General features: G+C 72.0%; 21 protein-coding genes. 8 read left to right on the top strand and 13 right to left on the bottom strand.

The window, feature by feature from the left end; all coding sequences use genetic code 11:
• Positions 1-29 precede the first annotated feature (29 nt).
• The 8 genes from hpnC to IF17_RS0128385 all read right to left on the bottom strand — a co-directional run bounded on the left by hpnC (position 30) and on the right by IF17_RS0128385 (position 8,344).
• Positions 30-941, bottom strand: coding sequence for a squalene synthase HpnC (gene hpnC / locus IF17_RS0128420; RefSeq protein WP_030571731.1), 912 nt, complete (start codon positions 939-941; stop codon positions 30-32).
• A gap of 418 nt (positions 942-1,359) precedes the next feature.
• Positions 1,360-2,145 carry an ABC transporter ATP-binding protein gene (locus IF17_RS0128415; RefSeq protein WP_030571728.1) on the bottom strand — a complete coding sequence of 262 codons (786 nt, stop codon included), beginning with the start codon at positions 2,143-2,145 and terminating at the stop codon, positions 1,360-1,362.
• Positions 2,138-3,067 carry an ABC transporter permease gene (locus IF17_RS0128410; protein ID WP_030571726.1) on the bottom strand — a complete coding sequence of 310 codons (930 nt, stop codon included), beginning with the start codon at positions 3,065-3,067 and terminating at the stop codon, positions 2,138-2,140. The genes IF17_RS0128415 and IF17_RS0128410 overlap by 8 nt, the downstream gene beginning before the upstream one ends.
• A 101-nt stretch (positions 3,068-3,168) precedes the next feature.
• Entirely contained in the window at positions 3,169-4,041 is an 873-nt protein-coding gene (locus IF17_RS0128405; RefSeq protein WP_030571723.1) for a glycosyltransferase family 2 protein, read from the bottom strand.
• An 8-nt stretch (positions 4,042-4,049) separates the two neighbouring features.
• Positions 4,050-4,829, bottom strand: a complete 780-nt coding sequence (locus tag IF17_RS0128400; RefSeq protein WP_026241699.1) for a CDP-alcohol phosphatidyltransferase family protein — start codon at positions 4,827-4,829, stop codon at positions 4,050-4,052.
• The gene (locus IF17_RS0128395; RefSeq protein ID WP_030571717.1) at positions 4,807-5,868 is read right to left on the bottom strand and encodes an iron-containing alcohol dehydrogenase family protein; all 1,062 of its coding nucleotides are present in this window, start codon (positions 5,866-5,868) and stop codon (positions 4,807-4,809) included. Before IF17_RS0128395 ends, IF17_RS0128400 begins: the two co-directional genes overlap by 23 nt.
• Positions 5,856-6,593, bottom strand: a complete 738-nt coding sequence (locus IF17_RS0128390; protein WP_030571715.1) for a phosphocholine cytidylyltransferase family protein — start codon at positions 6,591-6,593, stop codon at positions 5,856-5,858. The genes IF17_RS0128395 and IF17_RS0128390 overlap by 13 nt, the downstream gene beginning before the upstream one ends.
• On the bottom strand, positions 6,590-8,344 hold the full coding sequence (locus IF17_RS0128385; protein ID WP_030571712.1) for a DUF5941 domain-containing protein: 1,755 nt from the start codon (positions 8,342-8,344) through the stop codon (positions 6,590-6,592). Before IF17_RS0128385 ends, IF17_RS0128390 begins: the two co-directional genes overlap by 4 nt.
• A 317-nt stretch (positions 8,345-8,661) precedes the next feature.
• Between IF17_RS0128385 and galE the strand changes: the two genes are divergently transcribed.
• The 4 genes from galE (at position 8,662) to idi (ending at position 12,997) form a co-directional block, all read left to right on the top strand.
• Entirely contained in the window at positions 8,662-9,651 is a 990-nt protein-coding gene (gene galE / locus IF17_RS0128380; protein WP_030571709.1) for a UDP-glucose 4-epimerase GalE, read from the top strand.
• A 157-nt stretch (positions 9,652-9,808) separates the two neighbouring features.
• Positions 9,809-10,750 (top strand): cation diffusion facilitator family transporter, encoded by a 942-nt coding sequence (locus tag IF17_RS0128375; protein ID WP_030571706.1) that lies wholly within the window; start codon positions 9,809-9,811, stop codon positions 10,748-10,750.
• A gap of 236 nt (positions 10,751-10,986) precedes the next feature.
• Positions 10,987-12,255, top strand: coding sequence for a bifunctional class I SAM-dependent methyltransferase/N-acetyltransferase (locus IF17_RS0128370; RefSeq protein WP_030571703.1), 1,269 nt, complete (start codon positions 10,987-10,989; stop codon positions 12,253-12,255).
• Between the two features lie 148 nt (positions 12,256-12,403).
• A complete protein-coding gene (idi, locus tag IF17_RS0128365; protein ID WP_026241701.1) occupies positions 12,404-12,997 on the top strand; it encodes an isopentenyl-diphosphate Delta-isomerase in 594 nt (197 codons plus the stop codon).
• Between the two features lie 27 nt (positions 12,998-13,024).
• Here the strand turns inward: idi and IF17_RS0128360 are convergent, their stop codons facing one another.
• Positions 13,025-13,480, bottom strand: coding sequence for an ATP-binding protein (locus tag IF17_RS0128360; protein WP_030571700.1), 456 nt, complete (start codon positions 13,478-13,480; stop codon positions 13,025-13,027).
• A gap of 146 nt (positions 13,481-13,626) precedes the next feature.
• Entirely contained in the window at positions 13,627-14,331 is a 705-nt protein-coding gene (locus IF17_RS0128355) for an HdeD family acid-resistance protein (protein ID WP_030571697.1), read from the bottom strand.
• Positions 14,332-14,411: 80 nt separating this feature from the next.
• Between IF17_RS0128355 and IF17_RS0128350 the strand changes: the two genes are divergently transcribed.
• Positions 14,412-15,185 carry an enoyl-CoA hydratase/isomerase family protein gene (locus tag IF17_RS0128350; protein WP_030571694.1) on the top strand — a complete coding sequence of 258 codons (774 nt, stop codon included), beginning with the start codon at positions 14,412-14,414 and terminating at the stop codon, positions 15,183-15,185.
• Here the strand turns inward: IF17_RS0128350 and IF17_RS0128345 are convergent.
• The gene (locus tag IF17_RS0128345) at positions 15,175-15,810 is read right to left on the bottom strand and encodes a DJ-1/PfpI family protein (protein ID WP_030571691.1); all 636 of its coding nucleotides are present in this window, start codon (positions 15,808-15,810) and stop codon (positions 15,175-15,177) included. The two genes, IF17_RS0128350 and IF17_RS0128345, sit on opposite strands and share 11 nt — an antisense overlap.
• 27 nt (positions 15,811-15,837) lie before the next feature.
• On the bottom strand, positions 15,838-16,800 hold the full coding sequence (locus IF17_RS0128340; protein WP_032772728.1) for a GlxA family transcriptional regulator: 963 nt from the start codon (positions 16,798-16,800) through the stop codon (positions 15,838-15,840).
• Between the two features lie 133 nt (positions 16,801-16,933).
• On the opposite strand from IF17_RS0128340, the gene IF17_RS0128335 reads away from it, so the two are divergent.
• Positions 16,934-17,800, top strand: coding sequence for an SCO6745 family protein (locus IF17_RS0128335; protein WP_030571685.1), 867 nt, complete (start codon positions 16,934-16,936; stop codon positions 17,798-17,800).
• Between the two features lie 175 nt (positions 17,801-17,975).
• Positions 17,976-20,435 (top strand): Tex family protein, encoded by a 2,460-nt coding sequence (locus tag IF17_RS0128330; RefSeq protein WP_030571682.1) that lies wholly within the window; start codon positions 17,976-17,978, stop codon positions 20,433-20,435.
• An 86-nt stretch (positions 20,436-20,521) separates the two neighbouring features.
• Here the strand turns inward: IF17_RS0128330 and IF17_RS0128325 are convergent, their stop codons facing one another.
• The gene (locus tag IF17_RS0128325) at positions 20,522-22,159 is read right to left on the bottom strand and encodes an ABC-F family ATP-binding cassette domain-containing protein (RefSeq protein WP_030571679.1); all 1,638 of its coding nucleotides are present in this window, start codon (positions 22,157-22,159) and stop codon (positions 20,522-20,524) included.
• A 118-nt stretch (positions 22,160-22,277) separates the two neighbouring features.
• Here IF17_RS0128325 and IF17_RS0128320 point away from each other — a divergent pair, with 118 nt between their 5' ends.
• Positions 22,278-23,228: an FAD-dependent oxidoreductase gene (locus tag IF17_RS0128320; protein ID WP_030571677.1), complete on the top strand. Its 951-nt coding sequence runs from the start codon at positions 22,278-22,280 to the stop codon at positions 23,226-23,228.
• The last annotated feature ends 31 nt before the right edge of the window (positions 23,229-23,259 follow it).

Raw genomic sequence — 23,259 nt, 5'->3', positions numbered from 1 at the left:
GGACGTCGTCTGTCCCTCCACGGTCAAGCTCACCTCTCTCTACGCGCTCTTCGCAGGACGACTGCGGCTTCGCGCAGCATGCTGGGCTTGGTGGGCTTGGGTGGCTCTGGCAGTACGTCGAATCCGGCGGCCGAGACCGCGGTGAGGGCGGCGCGGCCGCCGCCGACGAATCCGGCGAGGAGCAGCCGCAGTCTGCCGTCGACGCTGCCCACCAGGGGGATGCCGTCACGCAGCAGCTCGCCCGCGCGTTCGGATTCGTACGCGATCAGGGCGCGGACCGAGGCTCCGGCGGACGGACGGGCCAGGTCGGCCTCGGTGACCCGGAAGCGGTCCATGTCCTCGGCGGGCAGATAGATCCGGTCGCGGGCGAGGTCCTCGGCCACGTCCTGGAGGTGCTCGACGATCTGGAGCGCGGTGCAGACCGCGTCGGAGAGGCGTACGCGCTCCGGGCTCGTGGTGCCGGTGAGGGCGAGGACCAGGCGGCCGACCGGGTTGGCGGAGAGCTCGCAGTAGGCGGCGAGCTCTCCGTAGGTGGCGTAACGGCGGACCTTCTGGTCCTGCCGGTTGGCCTCGATCAGACCGAGGAAGGGTTCGGGGGTGAGCGCGCGGCGCCGCACGGTGGGGCGCAGGGCGCGCAGCAGGGGGTGGTGCGGCTCCTGGCCGGTGGAGACGAAGACCCGGCGCAGGTCGGTCTCGAGCGCGTCCAGCATGGCGAGCCGGTCGTCGCTCTGCTCCGGCTCCAGGCCCAGGTGGCGGGCGTCGGCTCCGCCGGGGGCGAGGTCGCCGTCGCCGATGTCGTCGACGAGCCGGGCGTAGCCGTAGACCGCCATCAGGTCGTCGCGCCAGGCGCGGGGCAGGAAGAAGGGGGCCACGGGGAAGTTCTCGTCCGCGGCCTTGCCGAGCGTGGCGTCGCCGGTGCGCGCCTCGGGGGTGGAGGTCACTGCGGACCGCCCGGCGCGGGGACGGCGGAACCACGTCGGAGCTGGAGATTTTCCGTCATTGCCGTCACATCTCCCGTTCTACACTGCTGACCCAAAACATCCCTTTTCGGACACGCCGCTCGTTCTTCCGAGTGCACTGCGGCACAGCGGGTGGAGCGCCGGGGGCGTATCGCCCCACTTGCCATGAATCAGCACCGCTACAGCTTACGTTGTACAGCTCACAGGGGTGCGCCGGGGGGAAGCGCCCAGGGCGCGGACACCGCACCACTCGTCAACTTTCCTCGTACGCCGGTGGATTGACGTCATCCGCCGGGAGGAGATCACCCCCCGAGGCGTACTGCGGGTGGCCTCCGCCGCCCCCGGACACCGGTGTGGCCCCCACCGGGAGCGGTCCGGCGGAGGCCACATGGCTGGGAAACTACTTGCCCGTCTCGCGTTCGTACGCCTTGAGGACTTCCTCGGTGGGGCCGTCCATCAGGAGTTCCCCCTTCTCCAGCCAGAGCGCCCGGTCGCAGGTGTCCCTGATCGACTTGTTGTTGTGGCTGACCAGGAAGACGGTGCCCGCCTCCTTGCGGAGCTCACGGATCCGCGCCTCGGAGCGGACCCGGAACTTGTGGTCACCGGTGGCCAGCGCCTCGTCGATCATGAGGACGTCGTGGTTCTTGGCGGCGGCGATGGAGAAGCGCAGGCGCGCCGCCATGCCGGAGGAGTACGTCCGCATCGGCAGGGTGATGAAGTCACCCTTCTCGTTGATGCCGGAGAAGTCCACGATCTCGTCGTAGCGCTCGCGGATCTCGTCCCGGGTCATGCCCATGGCCAGGCCGCCCAACACCACGTTGCGCTCGCCGGTGAGGTCGCTCATCAGCGCCGCGTTGACGCCGAGCAGCGAGGGCTGGCCGTCGGTGTAGACGCGGCCGGACTCGGTCGGCAGCAGGCCGGCGATGGCCCGCAGCAGCGTCGACTTCCCGGAGCCGTTGGTGCCGATGAGGCCGATGGCCTCGCCGCGGTAGGCGGTGAAGGAGACGCCGCGTACGGCGTGCACCTTCCGCATCCCGCGCGGCTCGCCCTTGCCGCGGCGCATCATGCGGCTCAGCGCGGCAGTGGCGCTGCCCCGGCCGCCGCCGGTGCCGTTGACGCGGTAGACGATGTGGACATCGTCGGCGATGACCGTGGGAATCCGTCCCTGCGTGTTGTCCTCAGCCACGGCCGTACCGTTCCTCTGCCTTCCAGAAGTACACGAATCCCACGACGCCCAGCAGAACGGCCCAGGCCAGGCCGGCGGCCCACACGTGGTCCGGCAGGTTCTCGGAGCCGTAGCCGTCGATCAGGGCGAAGCGGACCAGGTCCATGTAGATGGCCGCCGGGTTGTACTGGAGCACGTCAGCGATCCACGCCGGCTTGTCCTTGAGCATCACCGGGATGGAGAACATGACACCCGACGCGTACATCCAGGTCCGGGTGATGAACGGCATCAGCTGCGCGAGGTCGGGCGTCTTGGAGCCGAGCCGCGCCATGACGAGGGCCAGACCGGTGTTGAAGAAGAACTGGAGGACGAGAGCGGGGATCACCAGGAGCCACGACAGCGAGGGATAGCTGCCGAAGATGACGACGACCGAGAGCAGCACGATCATCGAGAACATCAGCTGCTGGAGCTGCTGCAGCGCGAAGGAGATGGGCAGCGAGGCCCGGGGGAAGTGGAGGGCCCGGACCAGTCCGAGGTTGCCGGAGATGGAGCGGACGCCCGCCATCACCGAGCTCTGGGTGAAAGTGAAGACGAAGACGCCCGTGACCAGGAACGGCACGAAGACGTCCTCGGGGATCCCCTTCCTGGTCCCCAGGATCAGCCCGAAGATCAGGTAGTAGACGGCGGCGTTCAGAAGAGGGGTGACCACCTGCCACAGCTGGCCCAGTTTGGCCTGGCTGTACTGAGCGGTCAGCTTCGCCCGGGAGAAGGCCAGGATGAAGTGGCGCCGGCCCCAGAGCTGTCGCAGGTAGGCGAACAGCCCCGGCCGGGCGCCGCTCACGGTCAGGCCGTACTTCGCGGCCAGCTGGGCCGCGCCGAGGCCCTCGTCGGCGGACGGCGGGGCCCCGAGGGCCACCCCACCGTCGTGGGTCGTGTCACTCACAAGTTGAAACTCTCGTCTTCACGCGCAGCCAGTCGCGGGCGCGGCTCAGGCGGACAGGTCCCGGAAAGAAAATACGCCTCATGCTCTCAGAGGAAAGCTTCTCAGATGACCGGAGGTCGTCCCAGCCGCGTCAGCCGCCACACCGTACGCCACTTCATCGGGCGGCGCGGTCCGCAGGGGGTCGTCCAGCCTTCCCGGAAGCCTCCGAACCAAGCCTTCAGCGCGGGCGGCGACGGGCGCCTGACCAGGGTCAGCAGCAGCCAGACCCCCAGGTAGAGGGGGACCAGCGGGGCGGGCAGGTTGCGGCGGGCCAGCCAGACCCGGTTGCGGGCCACCATGCGGTGGTGGACCGCGTGCCGGGAGGGGGCCGTGGTGGGGTGGTGGAGCACCAGGTCCGCGCGGTAGTCGATCATCCAGCCCGCGTCCAGCGCCCGCCAGGCGAGGTCCGTCTCCTCATGGGCGTAGAAGAACTGCTCCGGCAGCGGGCCGGCCTCGGCGAGGACCCGGGTGCGTACGGCGTTGGCGCCGCCGAGGAAGGTCGTCACGCGCGAGGAGCGCGTCGGGTCGGCCGCCCGGAGCCGGGGCACGTGGCGGCGCTGGGTCGCGCCCGTGTCCGGGTCGGTGATCCGGAAGGTGATGATGCCGAGCCTGGGGTCCGCCGCGAACGCCTGCCGGCAGAGTTCGGCGGTGTCCCGGCCCGGGAGCAGCCCGTCGTCGTCGAGGAAGAGCAGGGCGTCGACGTCCGCGCCGGACGGGCCGAACGCCTCGATGCCGACGTTGCGGCCGCCGGGGATGCCGAGGTTCTCCGGCAGCTCCACCGTCCGTACACCGGCCGGTACGGACCCCACCGGGGCTCCGTTGCCGACCACCACGACCTCGATCCGGTCACCCTCCTGTGCGATGACCGAATCGAGGAGGGCGCGGAGCTCGTCGGGGCGATCGCCCATGGTGATGATCACCGCGCCCAGTTTCATGGCAGAGGTCACTTCAGCCTGCTGGACGCCAGGACGGAGACCAGATGCAGCAGGGTCTGGAGGAGTGCGATGCCGGCCAGGACGGCGGTGGCCAGGCGGGTGTAGAAGAGGTCGCCGCCGATGGTGTCCAGGATCGCCACCAGCAGGATCAGCAGCGAGGCCTCGATGCCGAGGATCAGCCGGTGGAACTTGAGCGCCCCGGCCGCCCGGCGGGCCAGCGCCATCCCGGAGGAGCGCGGCTCGGAGGCCGCCTCCTTCACCGGCGGCAGCCCGCCCTGGTGGCGGGCGACGCCGACCAGGTCCGTCTCGGCCTTGATCATGATCGCGCCGAGCGCGGCGAGCGTCCCCAGGAACGCCCAGAGCCAGTCGATCCGGCCCTCGCCCCAGATGTCGGCGGCGCGCAGGCCGAGGCCGACGAGCACCGCCGCGTCGCACAGGTAGGCGGCGACCCGGTCCAGGTAGACACCGCTGAGCGAGTACTGCTTCTTCCAGCGGGCCAGCTCCCCGTCCACGCAGTCGAAGAGCAGGTAGAGCTGGACCATCAGCACGCCGAGCAGGGCGCCGGGTATGCCCGGCACCAGCAGGGCCGGGGCGGCCAGGACTCCGGCCAGCGTCATGACGTACGTGACCTGGTTCGGGGTGACCTTGGTGTTCACCAGATAGCGGTCCACCCGCAGGGAGACCTCCCGCATGTACATGCGGCCGGCCCAGTGCTCGCCGCTGCGCCGGTCCTTCACCCCCGGGGGGTGCACGACCGGGCGGAGTTCAGCTACTGATGGTCGAGGCATAGTCGGCGTACGCGTCCCTGATCTGGTCGGTGGACAGGCTGAGGTGTTCCAGGACGGTGAAGCGTCCCGGCCGGGTCTGCGGCGCGTAGTCGACGGCCCGGACGAACTCGTCGACGGTGAACCCGATCTCCTCGGGCAGCACCGGCAGACCGTGGCGGCGCAGGGTCGATGCCATCAGGAGGGACTCCTGGCGGGCACCGCGCAGATGCATGGCGAAGCAGGCGCCGAGGCCGACCTGCTCGCCGTGGCTGGCCGCCCGCTGGGGGTACAGCAGGTCGAAGGCGTGGTTGATCTCGTGGCAGGCACCGGAGGCGGGTCGGGAGTCGCCCGCGACCGACATCGAGATGCCGGTGAGCACGAGCCCCTCGGCCAGCACCTTGAGGAAGGCGTCGTCGCCGACCCCGCCGGGGTGGCGCAGCACGGCCTCGCCTGCCTGGCGGGCCATGGCGGCCGCGAGACCGTCTATCTCCTCGTCGTTGACCTCGTGGGCCAGCTCCCAGTCGGCGACGCAGGAGATGTTCGAGACCGCGTCACCGATGCCGGAACGGACGTACCGGGCGGGCGCCTCACGGATCACGTCGAGGTCGATGACCACGGCGATCGGGGTGGGGACCCCGTAGGAGCCACGTCCGTTGTCGTTGTCCAGCGTGGCGACCGGGGAGCACAGGCCGTCGTGCGACAGGTTCGTCGCGACGGCGACCATGGGCAGCCCGACCCGCGCCGCGGCGTACTTCGCCACGTCGATGATCTTGCCGCCGCCGAGGCCGACGACCGCGTCGTACCGGGTGCCCTTGATGCCGTCGGCGAGCCTCACCGCGGAGTCGATCGTGCCGTCGGCGACGGCGTACCAGTCGGCACCCGGCAGGACCGGGGCGAGCCTCTCCCGCAGGGCGCGCCCGGAGCCGTCGCTGATCGCGATGGCGAGCTTGCCCGAGGAGGAGATCCGCTGATCGGCCAGGAGACCCGCCAGATCGTCCATGGCGCCGCGCCGGATGTCGACGACGACCGGGGACGGAATGAGCCGGGTCAGTACTGGCACGCGATCTCCCGGCCCTTCTTCAGGTCGTCGTGGTTGTCGATCTCGACCCAGGTGACGGTGCCGATGGGGGCGACGTCGACGGTGAAGCCGCGGTTGACGAGCTCCTGGTAGCCGTCCTCGTAGTAGAGGTCGGGGTCGCGCTCGAAGGTGGTCTTCAGCGCGTCCGCGAGCTCCTCGGCGGCCTCGGCCTCGATGAGGGTGACGCCGATGTACTCACCGGTGGCGGTGGCCGGGTCCATCAGCTTGGTGATGCGCTGGACGCCCTTGCCCTCCTCGGTGATGACCTTCATCTCCTCGTCGGCGAGGCTCTTCTCGGTGTCCAGGGCGAGGATGATCTTCTGGCCCTTGCCGCGGGCGTCCAGGAGGGTCTTCTCGACGGAGACCGGGTGCACGGTGTCGCCGTTGGCGAGGATCACGCCGCGCTTGATGACGTCACGGGCGCACCACAGGGAGTAGGCGTTGTTCCACTCCTCGGCCTTGTCGTTGTCGATGAGCGTGAGGGTGACGCCGTAGGTCGCCTCCAGCTCGGCCTTGCGGGCGTAGACGGCCTCCTTGCGGTAGCCGACGACGATCGCGACCTCGGTGAGTCCGACCTCGGCGAAGTTGGCGAGCGTGAGGTCGAGGACCGTCTTGTCGCCGTCCACCGGAACGAGCGCCTTGGGGAGCGTGTCCGTGTAGGGGCGCAGACGTCGTCCTGCACCGGCTGCCAGTACGAGGCCGATCATGCGAGTTCTCCTTCGTCGTGTACGGCGGGGGCCGAGGAGGACACCCAGAAGCGGATGGACTCCACGAGCACCACCAGAGCCACGGCCACCGCGAGCGCGGTGAGAGCCGTGGTGAAACCTGAGGTGTGGGTGAGTGAGGCGGCGAGGACGGCCACCAGCGCGGTGCGGCCCTCGTGTCCACCGATCGTCCGCACCAGCCACCGGGGCGGCGCGCCGGTGCCTCCGCGGATGCGGTACACCGTGTCGTAGTGATGGTAGGCGACGGCCGAAACGAGCCCGAAGGCCGCCGGAACGGCGTGCGGGACGTCGCTGCGGGCCGCCAGCACGAGGATCGTGACGTACTCGGCGGCCCGGAAGAACGGCGGCACCAGCCAGTCGAGCGCCCGTCTGAGCGGGCGGGCCACGGCGAAGCCGGAGAGCACGACGTAGACCGCCGCCGCGACGACGGTGAGCCAGCTGCCGTACGGGAGGAAGAGCGCGGCGCCGACCATCACGAGGGTTCCGATGAGGGCGGCGGCCGGGGCCGTCAGCGCTCGCTTCGGGCCGTGGACGAGCGATGCGACGGCCTGGGCCAAGGGACCGGAGTCGGCGAGGTCCGCCAGCGCCCGTGCCGCGCGCTCGGTGCGTCGGGCCTTGCGGGTCACCGAGCGCAGGAGGCGCCCCACCAGGGTGTAGGTGGCGGCCAGGGCGCAGCCGATGAGCAGGGCGTAGAAGACGGTACGGGGGGTGGTGAGCGCGGTGAGCACGGCGATCATGGCCCAGCGTTCGCCGATCGGCAGAACGATTATCCGCCGCACCCACACCGTCCAGCCGACGTTGTCGAGCGCGTCGGAGAGGGCGGCGGTGGGGCTGGTGTTGGCGACCGAGTCGTGGTTCGCCTCGTTGAAGGAGAAGTCCACGATGTGGCGGCAGGCCTGGAGGACCATCGCGCCGAGCGCCAGGACCCATACGTCGTCCCCGCCGCGGGCGGCGCCGATGGCGAGCCCGGCGTAGTACGCGTACTCCTTGGCCCGGTCGAACGTGGCGTCCAGCCAGGCGCCCATCGTGGAGTACTGGAGCGAGTACCGGGCGAGCTGCCCGTCGGTGCAGTCCAGGACGAAGGAGACCAGGAGCAGGATGCCGGCGGCGATGTAGCCGCCCCGGGTGCCGGTCGCCGCGCTGCCCGCCGCGATGAGCGCGGTGATCAGGGAGGCGGTGGTGACCTGGTTCGGGGTGAGGCCCCGGCGGGCACACCAGCGGGCGATGTAGCGGGAGTAGGGGCTGATGCAGAAGGTGGTGAAGAACCCGTCGCGGGACTTGACCGCGTTGCGCAGCCGTACCTCCTCGTCGTCGACCGCGACGAGCCCGGCCACGGCCGCGGCCTCCTGATCGCGGTCGGTGGGGACGGCCGCGACGAGCGAGCCGAGGGCGGGGCGCTGTACGGCGACGCCCTCGGCCTCCAGCTCGACGGCGATCCGGCCGGGGACGGTGCCGTCCCCGGGTGCCGGGCCGGTACCAGGGTCGACGGCGGGGGCACCCGCGCCGACCGCGGCGGTGGTGCGCTCCAGCGCGCGCACCAGGGCCGGCCGGGCCTGCGGCTGGGCGGTGAGCGCACCGGGGACGGTGGCGGCTGGGAAGCGCGGGTCGGTCAGCCCGAGCCGCAGCGCGTGGAGGTGGCCCACGAAGCGGGGGTCGACGAGCGCGACCCGGTGTTCGGCGGGGACATCGGTGAGGAGTGCGGCGGCGTCACCGGCGTCGGCGGCACTCACCACGTCGAAGCCCAGGGCCCTCAGATCGTCCGCGAGCGACGACCCGGGTACCGGCGTACCGGTGAGGATGGCGGTCGACAGACGAACTCACTCCTTGGCACTGACGGTGGACGACACTCGGCAGCACGGCCACGAGGCGGGCCGGCGGCGTGTCGGCTGAGGCTATCGGATGAACGGACGACCGGGTTCACCACCCGTTCGCACGCTGTCCGGGTGGACGGGACCGTGCGGGCTCCGTCGTCGATCATCATCATCGATCGGCGCCCCGGCCCACAAACCGCCGGTCGGACCGGGTGAGCCGGGCACCTAGGCTGACGGCCATGACATGGCTGATCACAGGCGGAGCGGGATACATCGGGGCACATGTGGCGCGGGCCATGGTGGCGGCGGGAGAGCGGGTCGTGGTGCTCGACGACCGCTCCAGCGGCATCGTGGACCGGCTGCCGGAGGCCGTCACCCTGGTGGAGGGCTCGGCCGGGGACCGGGAGCTGCTGGACCGGGTGCTCGGCGAGCACGCGGTGAGCGGTGTGGTGCATCTCGCGGCGAAGAAGCAGGTCGGCGAGTCCGTCGAGAAGCCCCTGCTGTACTACCGGGAGAACATCGCCGGGCTGACCGTGCTGCTGGAGGCCGTGGTCGCGGCGGGCGTGCGGCGCTTCCTCTTCTCGTCCTCGGCGGCCGTCTACGGCGTACCGGACGTGGACCTCATCGCCGAGGAGACGCCCTGCCTGCCGATCAACCCGTACGGGGAGACCAAGCTCGCCGGGGAGTGGCTCGTGCGGGCGACGGGCAGGGCCCACGGGATCTCCACCGCCTGTCTGCGGTACTTCAACGTGGCGGGCTCGGCCGGGCCGGAGCTGGCGGACACCGGGGTGTTCAACATCGTCCCGATGGTCTTCGACCGGCTGACGCGCGGTGAGGCGCCCCGGATCTTCGGCGACGACTACCCCACGCCCGACGGCACGTGCATCCGTGACTACATCCACGTCGCCGACCTGGCCGACGCCCACCTCGCCGTCGCGCGGAAGCTGGGTGTGCGCGAGGGCGGCGATCTGACGCTGAACGTCGGCCGGGGCGAGGGCGTGTCGGTACGGAAGCTGATCGACGTGATCCGCGAGGTGTCCGGGCACCCGGTGGAGCCGGTGGTGGAACCGCGCCGAGCGGGGGACGCGGCGAAGGCGGTGGCCTCGGACGCCCGGATGGTGCGGGAGCTGGGGTGGACGGCGCGCCGGGACGTCCGCTCGATGGTGGAGTCGGCCTGGGAGGGGTGGTGCCTGCGCCATCCCGAGGCGCGGGCGGACGCCCGTAAATGATCTCGTCAGCGCTCTGACCTGCGGAACGTTTCCGCAGGTCAGAGCATATGACAACGGTGTTCAGTGCCGTGTTGCCCGATACCCCCCACCCGTAGTTCACTGGCGTCGTCGGGCGGTTTCGCCGGGCGCTGTCGCACGGACACGGGAGGCGTTTCGCATGGGGGCTGGCCACGATCACGGGCACACACACGGCGGGCCGCCCCCGACGGGCACGGCGGCCGCCGCGTACCGGGGCAGGCTCCGGGTCGCCCTGGGCATCACCCTGAGCGTGATGGTCATGGAGATCGTCGGCGGGGTGCTCTCCGACTCACTGGCCCTGATCGCGGACGCCGCCCACATGGCCACCGACGCGCTGGGGCTCGGGATGGCGCTGCTCGCCATCCACTTCGCCAACCGGCCCGCCGGGCCGAACCGCACCTTCGGCTTCGCCCGCGCCGAGATCCTGGCGGCGCTCGCCAACTGTCTGCTGCTGCTCGGCGTCGGCGGCTTCCTGATCTTCGAGGCGGTCGACCGGTTCATCACCCCGGCCGAGACCAAGGGCGGCCTCGCCATCGCGTTCGCCACCGTCGGTCTGGTCGCCAATATCGTCTCCCTCTCTCTGCTGATGCGTGGACAGAAGGAGAGCCTCAATGTGCGCGGCGCCTATCTGGAGGTGATGGCGGACACCCTGGGCTCGCTCGCCGTGATCGTCTCGGCGGGCATCATCATGGCGACCGGCTGGCAGGCCGCCGACCCGATCGCCTCCCTGGTGATCGGTCTGATGATCGTCCCCCGGACGGTGAAGCTGCTGCGGGAGACCCTGAACGTACTGCTGGAGGCGGCGCCCAAGGGCGTGGACATGGCGGAGGTACGGGCCCACATCACGGCCCTGCCCGGCGTCCTGGGCGTCCACGACCTGCACGCCTGGACGATCACCTCGGGGATGCCGGTGCTCTCCGCGCATGTGGTGGTGCGCCAGGAGATGCTCGACTCGATAGGGCACGAGAAGGTGCTGCACGAGCTGCAGGGCTGCCTCGGGGACCACTTCGACGTGGAGCACTGCACCTTCCAGCTGGAGCCGAGCGGGCACGCGGAGCACGAGGCGCATCTGTGCCACTGAGCACCACGAGGCGGCGCGTAGCGGCGGTGCTAGGGTTGTTTCGCTGAGACGTTCGAGTCTCAGCGGTGGACGGCCCGGGTGGACCGGGGCCCTTTCCGAGAGGAGCTGAGGTTGATGACGGTCGCGACGACGCCTTCCCGGCGCGGCAATCGGTCCTTCCTCATCTCCCGGGTCTCCGGCTAGGTCCACCTCTCCTCGGATCGGGTCGGAGCCCTCACACCCCAAGGGTTCCCACGTTGACCGACCACATCGACGACGCCTCGCGCACCGAGGCGTTCTTCACCCTGCACCACCGTCTCCCCCGGCAGAGCCCCGGCTCCGACGCCACCACGCGCCGGCTGCTGGCTCTGGCCGGCCCTCTCCCCGACCGTCCGCGCGTCCTCGACCTGGGCTGCGGCCCCGGCCGTGCCGCCCTGCTGCTCGCCGCCGAGGCGGGCGCCGAGGTGACCGCGGTCGACCTGCACCAGCCGTTCCTGGACGAGCTGGACCAGGCGGCGGAGGCGCGCGGCCTGGGCGACCGTATCCGTACGGTCCGGGCCGACATGGGCGACCTCACCGGCCCCGGCTTCCCCGCGGGCTCCTTCGACCTGATCTGGGCGGAGGGGTCGGCGTACTGCATCGGCTTCGCCACCGCCGTACGGGAGTGGCAGCGGCTGCTCGCCCCGGGCGGCGCGATGGTGATCTCCGAGTGCGTCTGGACCACCGACGCGCCCTCGGCCGGGGCGCGCGACTTCTGGGACCGCAACGGCTCCCTGCGCACCCTGCCGGAGACCACCGCGGCGGCCGTCGCCGCGGGCTGCACGGTCTCGGCGGTCCTGCTCCAGCCCGACAGCGACTGGGACACGTACTACGTCCCGCTCGCCGAGCGCGTGGAGAGCGCCGACCCGACAGCTCCCGGTATGGAGTGGGCGCTCGCGGCCACCCGTGAGGAGCTGGCGGTACGGCGTGCGTACGGCGCGGAGTACGGCTACGCCGCGTACGTGCTCCGCCCGGCCGACCCCCGCTGGACCACCCGGCCGGAGACGGCGGCGGACCGGGAGGCCGTGCACGCGGTCAACTCGGCCGCCTTCCCGACCCGGGACGAGGCCGACCTCGTGGACGCCCTGCGCGCCGACGCCGAGGCCTGGCTGCCCGAGCTGTCGTACGTCGCCGAGGCGCCGGACGGTTCCGTGGCGGCGTACGCGCTGCTGACCCGGTGCCGGATCGGGGACGCCCCGGCGCTCGCGCTGGCCCCGGTCGCCACCTCCCCCGCCCATCAGCGGCAGGGCGCCGGGCAGGCCGTGGTGCGGGCGGCGCTCGACGCGGCCCGGGTGCGCGGAGAGGCGCTGGTGGTGGTGCTCGGTGATCCCGACTACTACGCGCGCTTCGGTTGCGTACCCGCCTCCCGGTACGGGATCCGGCCCGGATTCGGGGTGCCGGACGAGGCGATGATGGCGCTGGTCCTGGACGATTCCGTTCCGCTTCCGGTGGGCATGATCCGCTATCCGGCGGCCTTCGGGGTCTGACACCCCCGTCCGCCCCGCCGCGCTCGCAGGGCGCGGCGGGGCGGACATGCCCGGAACCGAAGTACGGACAAGCGGCTTTTGTACGGCAGACTTGGCCGGACTCGAGGGGTCCGGCGCACGAGGCCGGGGACCACAGACAAGGATGGGTATGCCGACCACACCAGCCACCGCGACGCACAGCTCGTCGAACGGCACCGCAGAAGCGATCATGCTCGAACTGGTCGACGAGAACGGCACCACCATCGGCACCGCGGAGAAGCTGGCGGCCCACCAGGCCCCCGGGCAGCTGCACCGCGCGTTCTCCGTCTTCCTCTTCGACGAGCAGGGACGGCTGCTGCTCCAGCGCAGGGCGCTCGGCAAGTACCACTCCCCCGGCGTCTGGTCGAACACCTGCTGCGGCCACCCCTACCCGGGCGAGGCCCCCTTCGCGGCGGCCGCCCGGCGTACGTACGAGGAGCTGGGGATCGCGCCCTCGCTCCTGGCCGAGGCGGGCACGGTCCGCTACAACCACCCGGACCCGGCCTCGGGCCTGGTGGAGCAGGAGTTCAACCACCTGTTCGTGGGGATGGCGCAGGAGGCACTGAAGCCGGACCCGGAGGAGGTCGGCGAGACGGCCTTCGTGACGGCGGCGGAGCTGGCGGAGCGGCATGCGCGGGCGCCGTTCTCGGCGTGGTTCATGACGGTACTGGACGCGGCGCGTCCGGCGATCCGTGAGCTGACGGGTCCCTCCGCGGGCTGGTGACGCTCGCGCGGATCTCGTACGGGGCGGTCAGAGCTGCGTCTTCAACGGCAGCGCCGCCCAGATGATCTTGCCGCCGCTCGCGGTGTGCTCCACGTCGCAGGTCCCGCCCGCCTCCGCGGTGACCACCTTGACCAGCAGCAGTCCGCGGCCGCCCGTCTGCGCGTAGTCCGTCTCCAGGGCGGTGGGCCGGTAGGGGTGGCTGTCCTCGACGGAGACTCTGACCCAGTCGGCACCGATGGCCACCTCGACCGCCAGCTCGGGCGAGAGCAGCGCCGCGTGTTTGACGGCGTTGGTGACCAGCTCCGAGACGATCAGCAGCAGCCCTTGGAGGATGTCGTCCTCGATCGGCACGCCCTGGCGGCCGAGGAGGTCGCGTACGGCGTGCCGGGCCTGGGGCACGGACACGTCCACGGCGGGGGCGGTGAAGCGCCACACCCCCTCGTACGACACGGGTTCGGCAGGGGCACTCCCGAGGCTCTCCATCGTCCGGCACCAGCTCTCACTCGCACTGCACTGACCGTCGAGTAAAGAGTGTTGGGAATGGCTTGGTCCATACCGTGCCACTGATCGGAAATAGCTGCGTATCGGCGCTATTTGACCGAAGGTGCGCGCTGATGGCAGGCGGCGGACTACTTCTGCCCTTCTCCCGGGGCCTTGGGCGGACTGTCCGTAGCCGGGCCGGGTGCTTCGAGCCGATCCGAGACCATGCTGACGATGCGCCGTCCGCCGACCCCGATGGCGATGAGGCCGAGGCCGTCGAAGAGCAGGGCCAGCGAGAAGAAGACCCCGAGAACGTACAGGCTGCTGTGCGGCCAGTCGAACAGCACCAGCAGGCCGAGGAGCAGTCCGAAGGCGCCTTGCAGCAGCGTCCACCCCATCTGCGGACCGCGCACGACGACGCTGCCCACCAGCCGGAACACCCCGCCCGTCAGGAAGAGCAGCGCGGCGAACATGGTCAGCGCCTCGGCGGTGCCCTCCGGGTGACGGATCACCACGACACCCGCGGCGAGGTTCAGGGCGGCGACCACGACGCCCAGCCAGAAGTAGTTGGTGCCGCGCGACTCGATCGCGTGCGCCAGGCCGACGATGCCGCCGATCAGCAGCAACCAGCCGAAGAGCAGCATCGAGGTGAGGGTGGCGAGGCCGGTGTAGATCAGGCCGACGATGCCCGCGATCACCAGGAGCGTGCCGAGGAGGGCGAGCCAGCTGAAGCTGCGGCTGAGCTTTCTGCCCTCGGCGGTGGTTGCGCGCTTACCGCTCTCGGCGCCGGGTCCGTGCTTCCCGCCCTGGGTGCCGGGTCCGTGCTTCTTGCCCTCGGCGGTGGGTCCGTTCATCGACAGCTCCTTACGGTGCGTGTCCGCTTCGCGACCCCTTCTTGATCATAGGTTCGAACCCTGCGGATAGCATCCGGCGCATGGACCGTACGGAACCCCAGCTCCTCTGCTCCGTCGACCGCGGCATCGCCACCGTCGTGATCAGCCACCCCGCCAAGCGCAACGCCATGACCGCCGGGATGTGGCGGAGCCTGCCGGAGCTGCTGGAGCGGCTGGCCGCCGACCCGGCGGTCCGGGCCCTGGTGCTGACGGGCGCGGGCGACACCTTCTGCGCCGGGGCGGACATCTCCACGTTGCGCGAGAGCGCCGGGGACGCCCAGGCGCTGGCGGTGGCGGCCGAGGAGGCGCTGGCCGCGTTCCCCCGGCCGACGCTCGCCGCGGTGCGCGGCTTCTGCGTGGGCGGCGGCAGCCAGCTCGCGGCCGCCTGCGATCTGCGGTTCGCCCAGGAGGGCGCCCTGTTCGGCGTCACTCCGGCCAAGCTCGGCATCGTCTACCCGTCCTCCTCCACCCGGCGGCTGGTCGGCCTGGTCGGCCCGGCCACGGCAAAGCATCTGCTCTTCTCCGGCGAGCTGATCGGCACGGAGAGGGCCCTGCGCACCGGGCTGGTGGACGAGGTGCTGCCGGCCGGCGGACTGGACGAGCGGGTGGCGGCGTACGCGGGGGTGCTGGCCTCGCGCTCCCAGCTGACGCAGGCCGCGGCGAAGGAGTTCGCGGCGGGGCGGCAGGACCGGGACGGGTACTGGGCCGGTCAGGCGCAGGGCAGCGGCGACACCGCGGAGGGGGTCGCCGCCTTCCTGGAGCGACGCGCGCCGCATTTCACGTACACGACTCCCGCCGGGGGCCCTACCGGGTGACGTGGCGGCTCCGGGTCCGCCACTCCTCGACCAGGGCAGCCGGGGCCTTCTCGGGGGACCCGCAGTCGTAGGGCGGCTGCGGGTCGTACTCGGTGAGCAGCTGCACCGAGCGCGCCGCGTCGTCGCCCGCGATCCGGCCGAGCAGGGTGAGGCCCATGTCGATGCCGGAGGAGACGCCGGCGGCGGTGACGTACTTGCCGTCGAACACCACCCGCTCCCCCGTCGGCTCGGCACCGAACTCCTTCAGGAGCTCAAGCGCCAGCCAGTGCGAGGTGGCCCGCCTGCCCTTGAGGAGTCCGGCCGCCGCGAGCAGCAGGGAGCCGGTGCAGACGGAGGTCGTCCAGGTCGTGGTGGCGTCCACCGCGCGCAGCCAGCCGAGCAGGGTGGCGTTCTCCATCTGGTCGCCCTGCCCCGGACCGCCGGGCACGATCACCAGATCGGGTGACGGGACCTCGGCGAAGGTCCGGTGGGCGACCAGCTGGAGGCTGCCGCTGTCGTTGGCCACGGGGCCGGTCGCTTCGGCGACGAAGACGACCTCGGCGCCGGGGGCGCGGCTGAGTATCTCGTACGGTCCCACCGCGTCCAGGGCGGTGAAGCGGTCGAAGAGGGTGATGGCGATCTGCACGGGCTGCCTTTCGGTGGACGGGGCGGGTCAGGTGGTGGAGGTCGGTGTACGGAAGCGGCGGCGGTACTCGGCGGGTGCCGTGGCGAGGGCCTTGACGAAAGCGCGGCGCATGGCTTCCGGCGTGCCGTAGCCGCTGGCGCGGGCGACCTGTTCGACGGAGTCGGAGGTGTCCTCCAGGAGCCTGCGTGCGTGCTCCAGCCGTACGCGGTCGACGTAGCGCCCCGGTGTCGTACCGGTCTCCGCCCGGAACGCACGGGCGAAGTGCCGGGGCGAGAGGCGGGCACGGGCCGCGAGGGCGTCCACGGCGAGATCCGCGTCCGGGTGCCGGGTGATCCAGTGCTGGACCTCGCGCAGGGGTTCGCGCCGGGCGGTCTGGGCGCTGAGCTGGGCGCTGAACTGGGCCTGGTTGCCGGGGCGGCGCAGGAAGACCACGAGGTGGCGGGCGATGGTCAGGGCGAGATCCCGTCCGTGGTCCTCCTCGACCAGGGCGAGGGCCAGGTCGATGCCGGCGGTGACGCCCGCCGAGGTGGCCAGCCGCCCGTCCCGTACGAAGATCGGGTCGGGGTCGACGTGGACGTCGGGGAAGTCGCGGGCGAGCTCGGCGCAGTAGTTCCAGTGGGTCGTGACCCGGTGGCCGTCCAGGAGGCCCGCCTCGGCCAGCAGCAGGGCGCCGGTGCACACGGAGACCAGCCGCTCCGCCTGCCCGGCGTGCGCCCGCAGCCAGGCGGTCAGCTCCGGGTGGGAGTCCCGGGTGCCGTGTCCGCCGGGGACCAGCAGGGTGTGCGGTACGGGGGCCTCGGCGAGGCTGCTGTCGGGGACCAGGGTCAGTCCGCTGCTCGTGCGGACGGGGCCGCCGTCGAGGGAGGCGGTCCGCAGGTCGTAGGAGACGCCGGGTGCGCGGGAGGCCCCGGCGAAGACCTCCATCGGGCCGGTCGCGTCGAGGCTCTGGACGCCGTCGAAGAGGACGACGAGCACGGTTCGCTGGGTCACACCCGCCATCCTGGGCGGCGGGCGGTGATGGCCACAATGACGAGTACCCCACCTTTTCTGCCATCGAGCCGTTCCCCGCACTGGACCGCTCCCCGACCTTCCCGCCGTACCGACCAGTCGGTAACGTGCGGGTATGAGTTCTCTTCCGGCCCGCGCGGAACGCCGCTGTCACAACGCCGTCAACCCGCTGCACTCGTGCCTCTTCTTCTCCCCCGACCTGGGCACCGAGCTGGGCAAGCTCGGTGTCGAGGACCCGAGCGCCGTCTACTTCGCCACCCGGGCCGCCGCGTTCGGGCCCGTGGGGGCGGGCACCGTCACGGCGACCTTCTACAACTTCAACCCGGCCCTGGTGGCTGAGCACGTGCCCGCCGTCTGGTCCGTGGCCTCGCCCGAGCAGGTGCTCGGGGCGCGGCTGCGGGCGGCGGACTCGACGCTGCGGAGGCTGCTCGGCGAGGAGATCATCGCCTCCGACGAGATGGCGGAGGCGGCCCGGCTCGCGCTGCGCGCCACCGAGGCCTGCACCCCGCACGCCCGCCCGCTCTACGCGGCCCACGCGGAGCTGCCGGTGCCCGACGAGCCGCACCTGGCGTTCTGGCACGCCGCGACCCTGCTGCGCGAGCACCGCGGCGACGCCCACCTCGCCGCGCTGCTCGCCGCCGGCCTGGACCCGGTGGAGTCCCTTGTCAGCCACACCGCGACCGGCAAGGGCATGGCGATCCGCTGGATCCTGTCCTCGCGCGGCTGGCGGCGCACCGACTGGGAGGCGGCGTCCGGCCGGCTGCGGGAGCGCGGGCTGCTGGCGGCGGGTGAGGAGCTGGCGCTGACCGACGCGGGGACGGCGCTGCGCGCGGAGGTGGAGGAGGCGACGGACCGGATGGACCGGGCCCCGTACGAGCACCTGGGCGCCGAAGGCGTGGAGCGGCTCACCGAGCTGGGGCGCGGCTTCCTGTTCACGGCCGCCGCGAACGGCGCCTTCCCGGCCGAGGCGACCGGGCGCTGATCCACACGGCCCGGCCCGGGGCTCCCGTACGCGGTGCTGGGGCTCCCGGGCGTGTTCCCCGAGGTCATGCGACACGGCGCCCGGCCACCCGGCACAATGCAGCTCTGGGGGTCCGATCCGAACGAGAGGGCCCTGTCACTGCACAGCCAGTACGAGAAGGCGAGTCGGGAAAACCGTGACGACGTCCATCGAAGGCAGGATCGCCGAGGAGCTCGGCGTACGTGAGCGACAGGTCAGGGCGGCCGTCGAGCTGCTCGACGGCGGGTCCACCGTGCCGTTCATCGCGCGCTACCGCAAGGAAGCGACCGAATCGCTCGACGACGCGCAGCTGCGCACGCTGGAGGAGCGGCTGCGGTATCTGCGGGAGCTGGAGGAGCGGCGTACGTCGATCCTCGAATCCGTACGCGAACAGGGCAAGCTCGACGCCGCGCTGGAGGCCGCGATCCGGGGTGCCGAGACCAAGGCGCGCCTGGAGGACATCTACCTGCCGTTCAAGCCGAAGCGGCGGACGAAGGCGCAGATCGCCCGGGAGGCGGGGCTCGAACCGCTGGCGGACGGCCTGCTCGCCGACCCGTCGGCCGATCCGCTCGCCGCCGCTGCCGCGTTCGTGGACGGCGACAAGGGTGTGGCGGACGCGGCGGCCGCTCTGGAGGGCGCGCGCTCCATCCTCACCGAGCGGTTCTCCGAGGACGCCGACCTGACGGGTGAGCTGCGCGAGCGCATGTGGACCCGCGGCCGGCTGGCGGCGAAGGTGCGTGAGGGCCAGGAGGAGGCGGGCGCCAAGTTCGCCGACTACTTCGACTTCGCGGAGCCGTTCACCGCGCTGCCCTCGCACCGGGTGCTCGCGATGCTGCGCGGCGAGAAGGAGAACGTGCTCGATCTGGTCCTGGAGCCGGAGGAGCCCGAGGCCGCCGAGCGGCCGGGCCCCTCGACGTACGAGAACATGATCGCCCGCCGTTTCGAGATCGCCGACCGGGGCCGCCCGGGCGACAAGTGGCTTCTCGACACCGTGCGTTGGGCGTGGCGGACCCGGATCCAGGTGCACCTGGGCATCGATCTGCGGCTGCGGCTGCGCACGGCGGCGGAGGACGAGGCGGTACGGGTCTTCGCCTCCAACCTGCGCGATCTGCTGCTCGCCGCCCCGGCCGGGACGCGCGCCACGCTGGGCCTGGACCCCGGTTTCCGTACGGGGGTGAAGGTCGCGGTCGTCGACGCGACCGGCAAGGTGGTGGCCACCGATGTGATCCACCCGCATGTGCCCGCCAACAAGTGGGACCAGGCGCTGGCCAAGCTCGCGCACCTCGCGAAGGAGCACGCGGTCGACCTGATCGCGATCGGCAACGGCACGGCGTCCCGCGAGACGGACAAGCTCGCCGGTGAACTGATCGAGAAGCACCCGGAGTTGAAGCTCACCAAGGTGATGGTCTCGGAGGCGGGCGCCTCGGTGTACTCCGCCTCCGCCTTCGCCTCGCAGGAACTCCCGGACATGGACGTGTCGTTGCGCGGCGCGGTGTCGATCGCGCGGCGGCTCCAGGACCCGCTGGCCGAGCTGGTGAAGATCGACCCCAAGTCGATCGGCGTCGGCCAGTACCAGCACGACCTGTCCGAGGTGAAGCTCTCCCGTTCGCTGGACGCGGTCGTCGAGGACTGCGTGAACGGCGTCGGTGTGGACGTCAACACTGCCTCCGCACCGCTGCTTTCGCGGGTCTCGGGGATCAGCTCGGGGCTCGCCGAGAACATCGTGACGCACCGCGACACCAACGGCCCCTTCCGCTCCCGCAAGGCGCTGAAGGACGTGGCGCGGCTCGGCCCGAAGGCGTACGAGCAGTGCGCGGGCTTCCTGCGGATCCGGGGCGGCGACGACCCGCTGGACGCCTCCAGCGTGCACCCGGAGGCGTACCCCGTGGTGCGGCGGATGGGGAAGACGGCGGGCGGCGAGGTCGCCTCGCTGATCGGTAACGCGGAGGCGCTGCGGTCGCTGCGCGCGGCGGACTTCGTGGACGAGATGTTCGGTCTGCCGACCGTGACGGACATCCTGAAGGAACTGGAGAAGCCGGGGCGCGACCCCCGGCCCGCGTTCCGTACGGCGACCTTCAAGGAGGGTGTCGAGAAGCTCGGGGACCTGGAGCCCGGCATGGTGCTGGAGGGCGTCGTGACGAATGTGGCGGCGTTCGGCGCGTTCGTGGACGTCGGTGTCCACCAGGACGGGCTGGTGCATGTGTCGGCGCTGTCGAAGACGTTCGTGAAGGACCCGCGCGATGTCGTGAAGCCCGGGGACATCGTGAAGGTCAAGGTCATGGACGTCGACGCGCAGCGCAAGCGGATCTCGCTGACGCTGCGGCTGGACGACGAGCCGGGCGCCGGCGGCGGGCAGGGGCGCGGTGAGGGCCGCGGTGAGCGGGGCGCCCGTCCGCCGAAGCAGCGGCAGGGGCAGGGTTCAGGTGGCGGCCAGGGGGCCGGCGGCGGTCAGGGCCGGCAGGGCGGCCAGGGCGGCGGCCGGGACCGGCGCGGCGGCTCCGGTGGCGGCGGGTCCCGGCAGGGCCAGGGTGCTCCGGCTCCGGCGAACAGTGCGATGGCCGATGCGCTGCGGCGGGCGGGGCTGACCGACCCGAAGCAGGGCGGCCGGGGGCGCTGAGGCCCGAACGAGGGTGGGGGCGGGTCGCCGTGTGCGGCCCGCCCCCACCTCCGTACTTCTTGAGAACGCCCTGCCCGTGGGCGCGCTCAGACTTCCTTGACCTGGCCGTCCGCGACCTCGATGCGGCGCGTGGTGCGCACCGCTTCGAGCATCCGCCGGTCGTGGGTGACCAGCAGCAGGGTGCCCGTGTAGCTCTCCAGCGCCGCCTCCAACTGCTCGATGGCGGGCAGGTCCAGGTGATTCGTCGGCTCGTCGAGCACCAGGAGGTTGACTCCCCGGCCCTGGAGCAGGGCGAGGGCGGCGCGGGTGCGTTCGCCCGCGGAGAGGCTGGTGGCCGGGCGCATCACATGGTCGGCGCGCAGTCCGAACTTGGCGAGCAGCGTGCGGACTTCGGCCGGTTCCGTGTCGGGGACGGCGGCGCAGAACGCCTCCAGCAACGACTGGGAGCCGAGGAAGAGCTTGCGGGCCTGGTCCACCTCGCCGACCACGACGCCCGAACCGAGCGTGGCGTGGCCGGAGTCGAGCGGGAGCCGCTCCAACAGGGCGGCGAGCAGGGTGGACTTGCCCGCGCCGTTGGCGCCGGTGATGGCGACCCGGTCGGCCCAGTCGATCTGGAGCGAGGCGGGGCCGAAGGAGAAGTCGCCGCGCACCACGCGGGCTTCGCGCAGGGTCGCGACGACCGATCCGGAGCGGGGGGCGGTGGCGATCTCCATCCGCAGCTCCCACTCCTTGCGCGGCTCCTCGACGGTGTCGAGGCGCTCGATCATGCGCTGGGTCTGCCGGGCCTTCGCCGCCTGCTTCTCGCTCGCCTCGCTGCGTGCGTTGCGGCCGAGCTTGTCGCCGTCGGTGGCCTTGCGACGGGCGTTCTTGACGCCCTTGTCCATCCAGGAGCGCTGCATATGGCCGCGCGCTTCGAGGGCGGCCTTCTTGTCGGCGTACTCCTCGTACCCCTCGCGGGCGTGCCGGCGCGCCGTCTCGCGCTCCTCCAGGTAGGCCGCGTAGCCACCGCCGTACAGGTTGATCTGCTGCTGGGCGAGGTCGAGCTCCAGCACCTTGGTGACCGTGCGCACCAGGAACTCGCGGTCGTGGCTGATGACGACGGTCCCGGCCCGCAGCCCCGAGACGAAACGCTCCAGGCGCTCCAGGCCGTCGAGATCGAGGTCGTTGGTGGGCTCGTCCAGCAGGAAGACGTCGTAGCGGGAGAGGAGCAGCGAGGCGAGCCCGGCGCGGGCCGCCTGGCCGCCGGAGAGGGCCGTCATGGGCAGGTCCAGGCTCACGGTGAGACCCAGTTCGGCGGCGACCTGCGCGGCCCGCTCCTCCAGGTCGGCGCCGCCGAGCGCGAGCCAGCGCTCCAGGGTCTCGGAGTACGCGTCGTCGGCGCCCGGGGCTCCGGATACCAGGCCCTCCGTCGCCTCGTCCATGGCGCGCTGGGCGTCGGCGACGCCGGTGCGGCGGGCCAGGAACGCGGCGACGGTCTCGCCCTCGCGCCGCTCGGGCTCCTGCGGGAGGTGGCCGACGGTCGCGGTGGGCGGGGAGAGCCTCAGCTCGCCCTCCTCCGGGCGGTCGAGTCCGGCGAGCAGGCGGAGCAGGGACGATTTTCCGGCGCCGTTGACTCCGACGAGACCGATCACGTCTCCGGGGGCGACGACGAGGTCGAGTCCGGCGAAGAGTGTGCGGTCGCCGTGTCCGGCGGCGAGGTCCTTGGCGACGAGGGTGGCAGTCATCAGGGTGCCGATCCTAGTCTCCGGTGCCCGATGCCCCTCGCCCTGTGCCCCTGGCCTCCGGTTTCCGTTAGCGTCCGGGCAGCGACGGGCGTGAAGCTAGGGGACGGGAGTGACCGTGATGACGGATGCGGCGAAGGTGACGGATGTGGCGGACGTGATCGTGGTGGGCGGCGGGGTCATCGGCCTCACCACCGCCGTGACGCTGGCCGAGCGCGGGCTGCGGGTGCGGGTCTGGTCGCGCGATCCGGCGGGGGCGACGACGTCGGCGGTGGCGGGGGCGCTGTGGTGGCCGTACCGGATCGAGCCGGCCGAGCGGGTCGGCGCCTGGTCGCTGGAGACCCTTGCGGTGTACGAGGAGCTGGCGGGCGGGCCCGGCGGAACCGGCGTACGGGTGGTGGCGGGGGTGCACGGCGGTGAGCGGTTCGCGGCGCTGGGGCCGTGGGCGGCGGAGCTGAAGGGTGCGGTGGAGGTGGCCGAGGGGCTGCGGGTGACCCTGCCGCTGCTGGACATGCCGGCGCACCTGGCGTGGCTGGAGCGGCGGCTGGTGGCGGCGGGCGGTGCGGTGGAGGGGCGGGCAGTGGACGGGTTCGCGGAGGCGGCGGCGCAGGCTCCGGTGGTGGTGAACTGCACGGGGCTGGGGGCGCGCGAGCTGGTGCCGGACGCGGGGGTGCGGGCGGTGCGGGGGCAGCTGGTCGTGGTGGAGAACCCGGGGATCGCGGAGTGGTTCACCGAGGCCGACCCGGCGTCCGCCGCGACGACGTACTTCTTCCCGCAGCCGGCCGGCCTGGTGCTGGGCGGTACGGCCGAGGCGGACGACGAGCGCCGGGAGCCCGACGCGGCGGTGGCCCGGGAGATCGTGGCGCGATGCGCGCGGGTCCGGCCGGAGATCGCGGGCGCCCGGGTGCTGGGGCACCGGGTGGGGCTGCGGCCGGTGCGGGAGGGCGGGGTGCGGATCGAGGCGGAGGCCCTGCCGGGCGGCGGTCTGCTGGTCCACAACTACGGCCACGGCGGCGCGGGGGTCACCGTGGCCTGGGGCTGCGCACGGGCGGCGGCCGCCCTGGTGGGCTGAGCCGCCGCCGTACACGTACGAGATGGTCTCC

The organism is Streptomyces cyaneofuscatus, from assembly GCF_000718135.1.
GTDB lineage: Bacteria > Actinomycetota > Actinomycetes > Streptomycetales > Streptomycetaceae > Streptomyces > Streptomyces cyaneofuscatus.
This window is presented reverse-complemented; position numbering and strand designations above follow the sequence as displayed.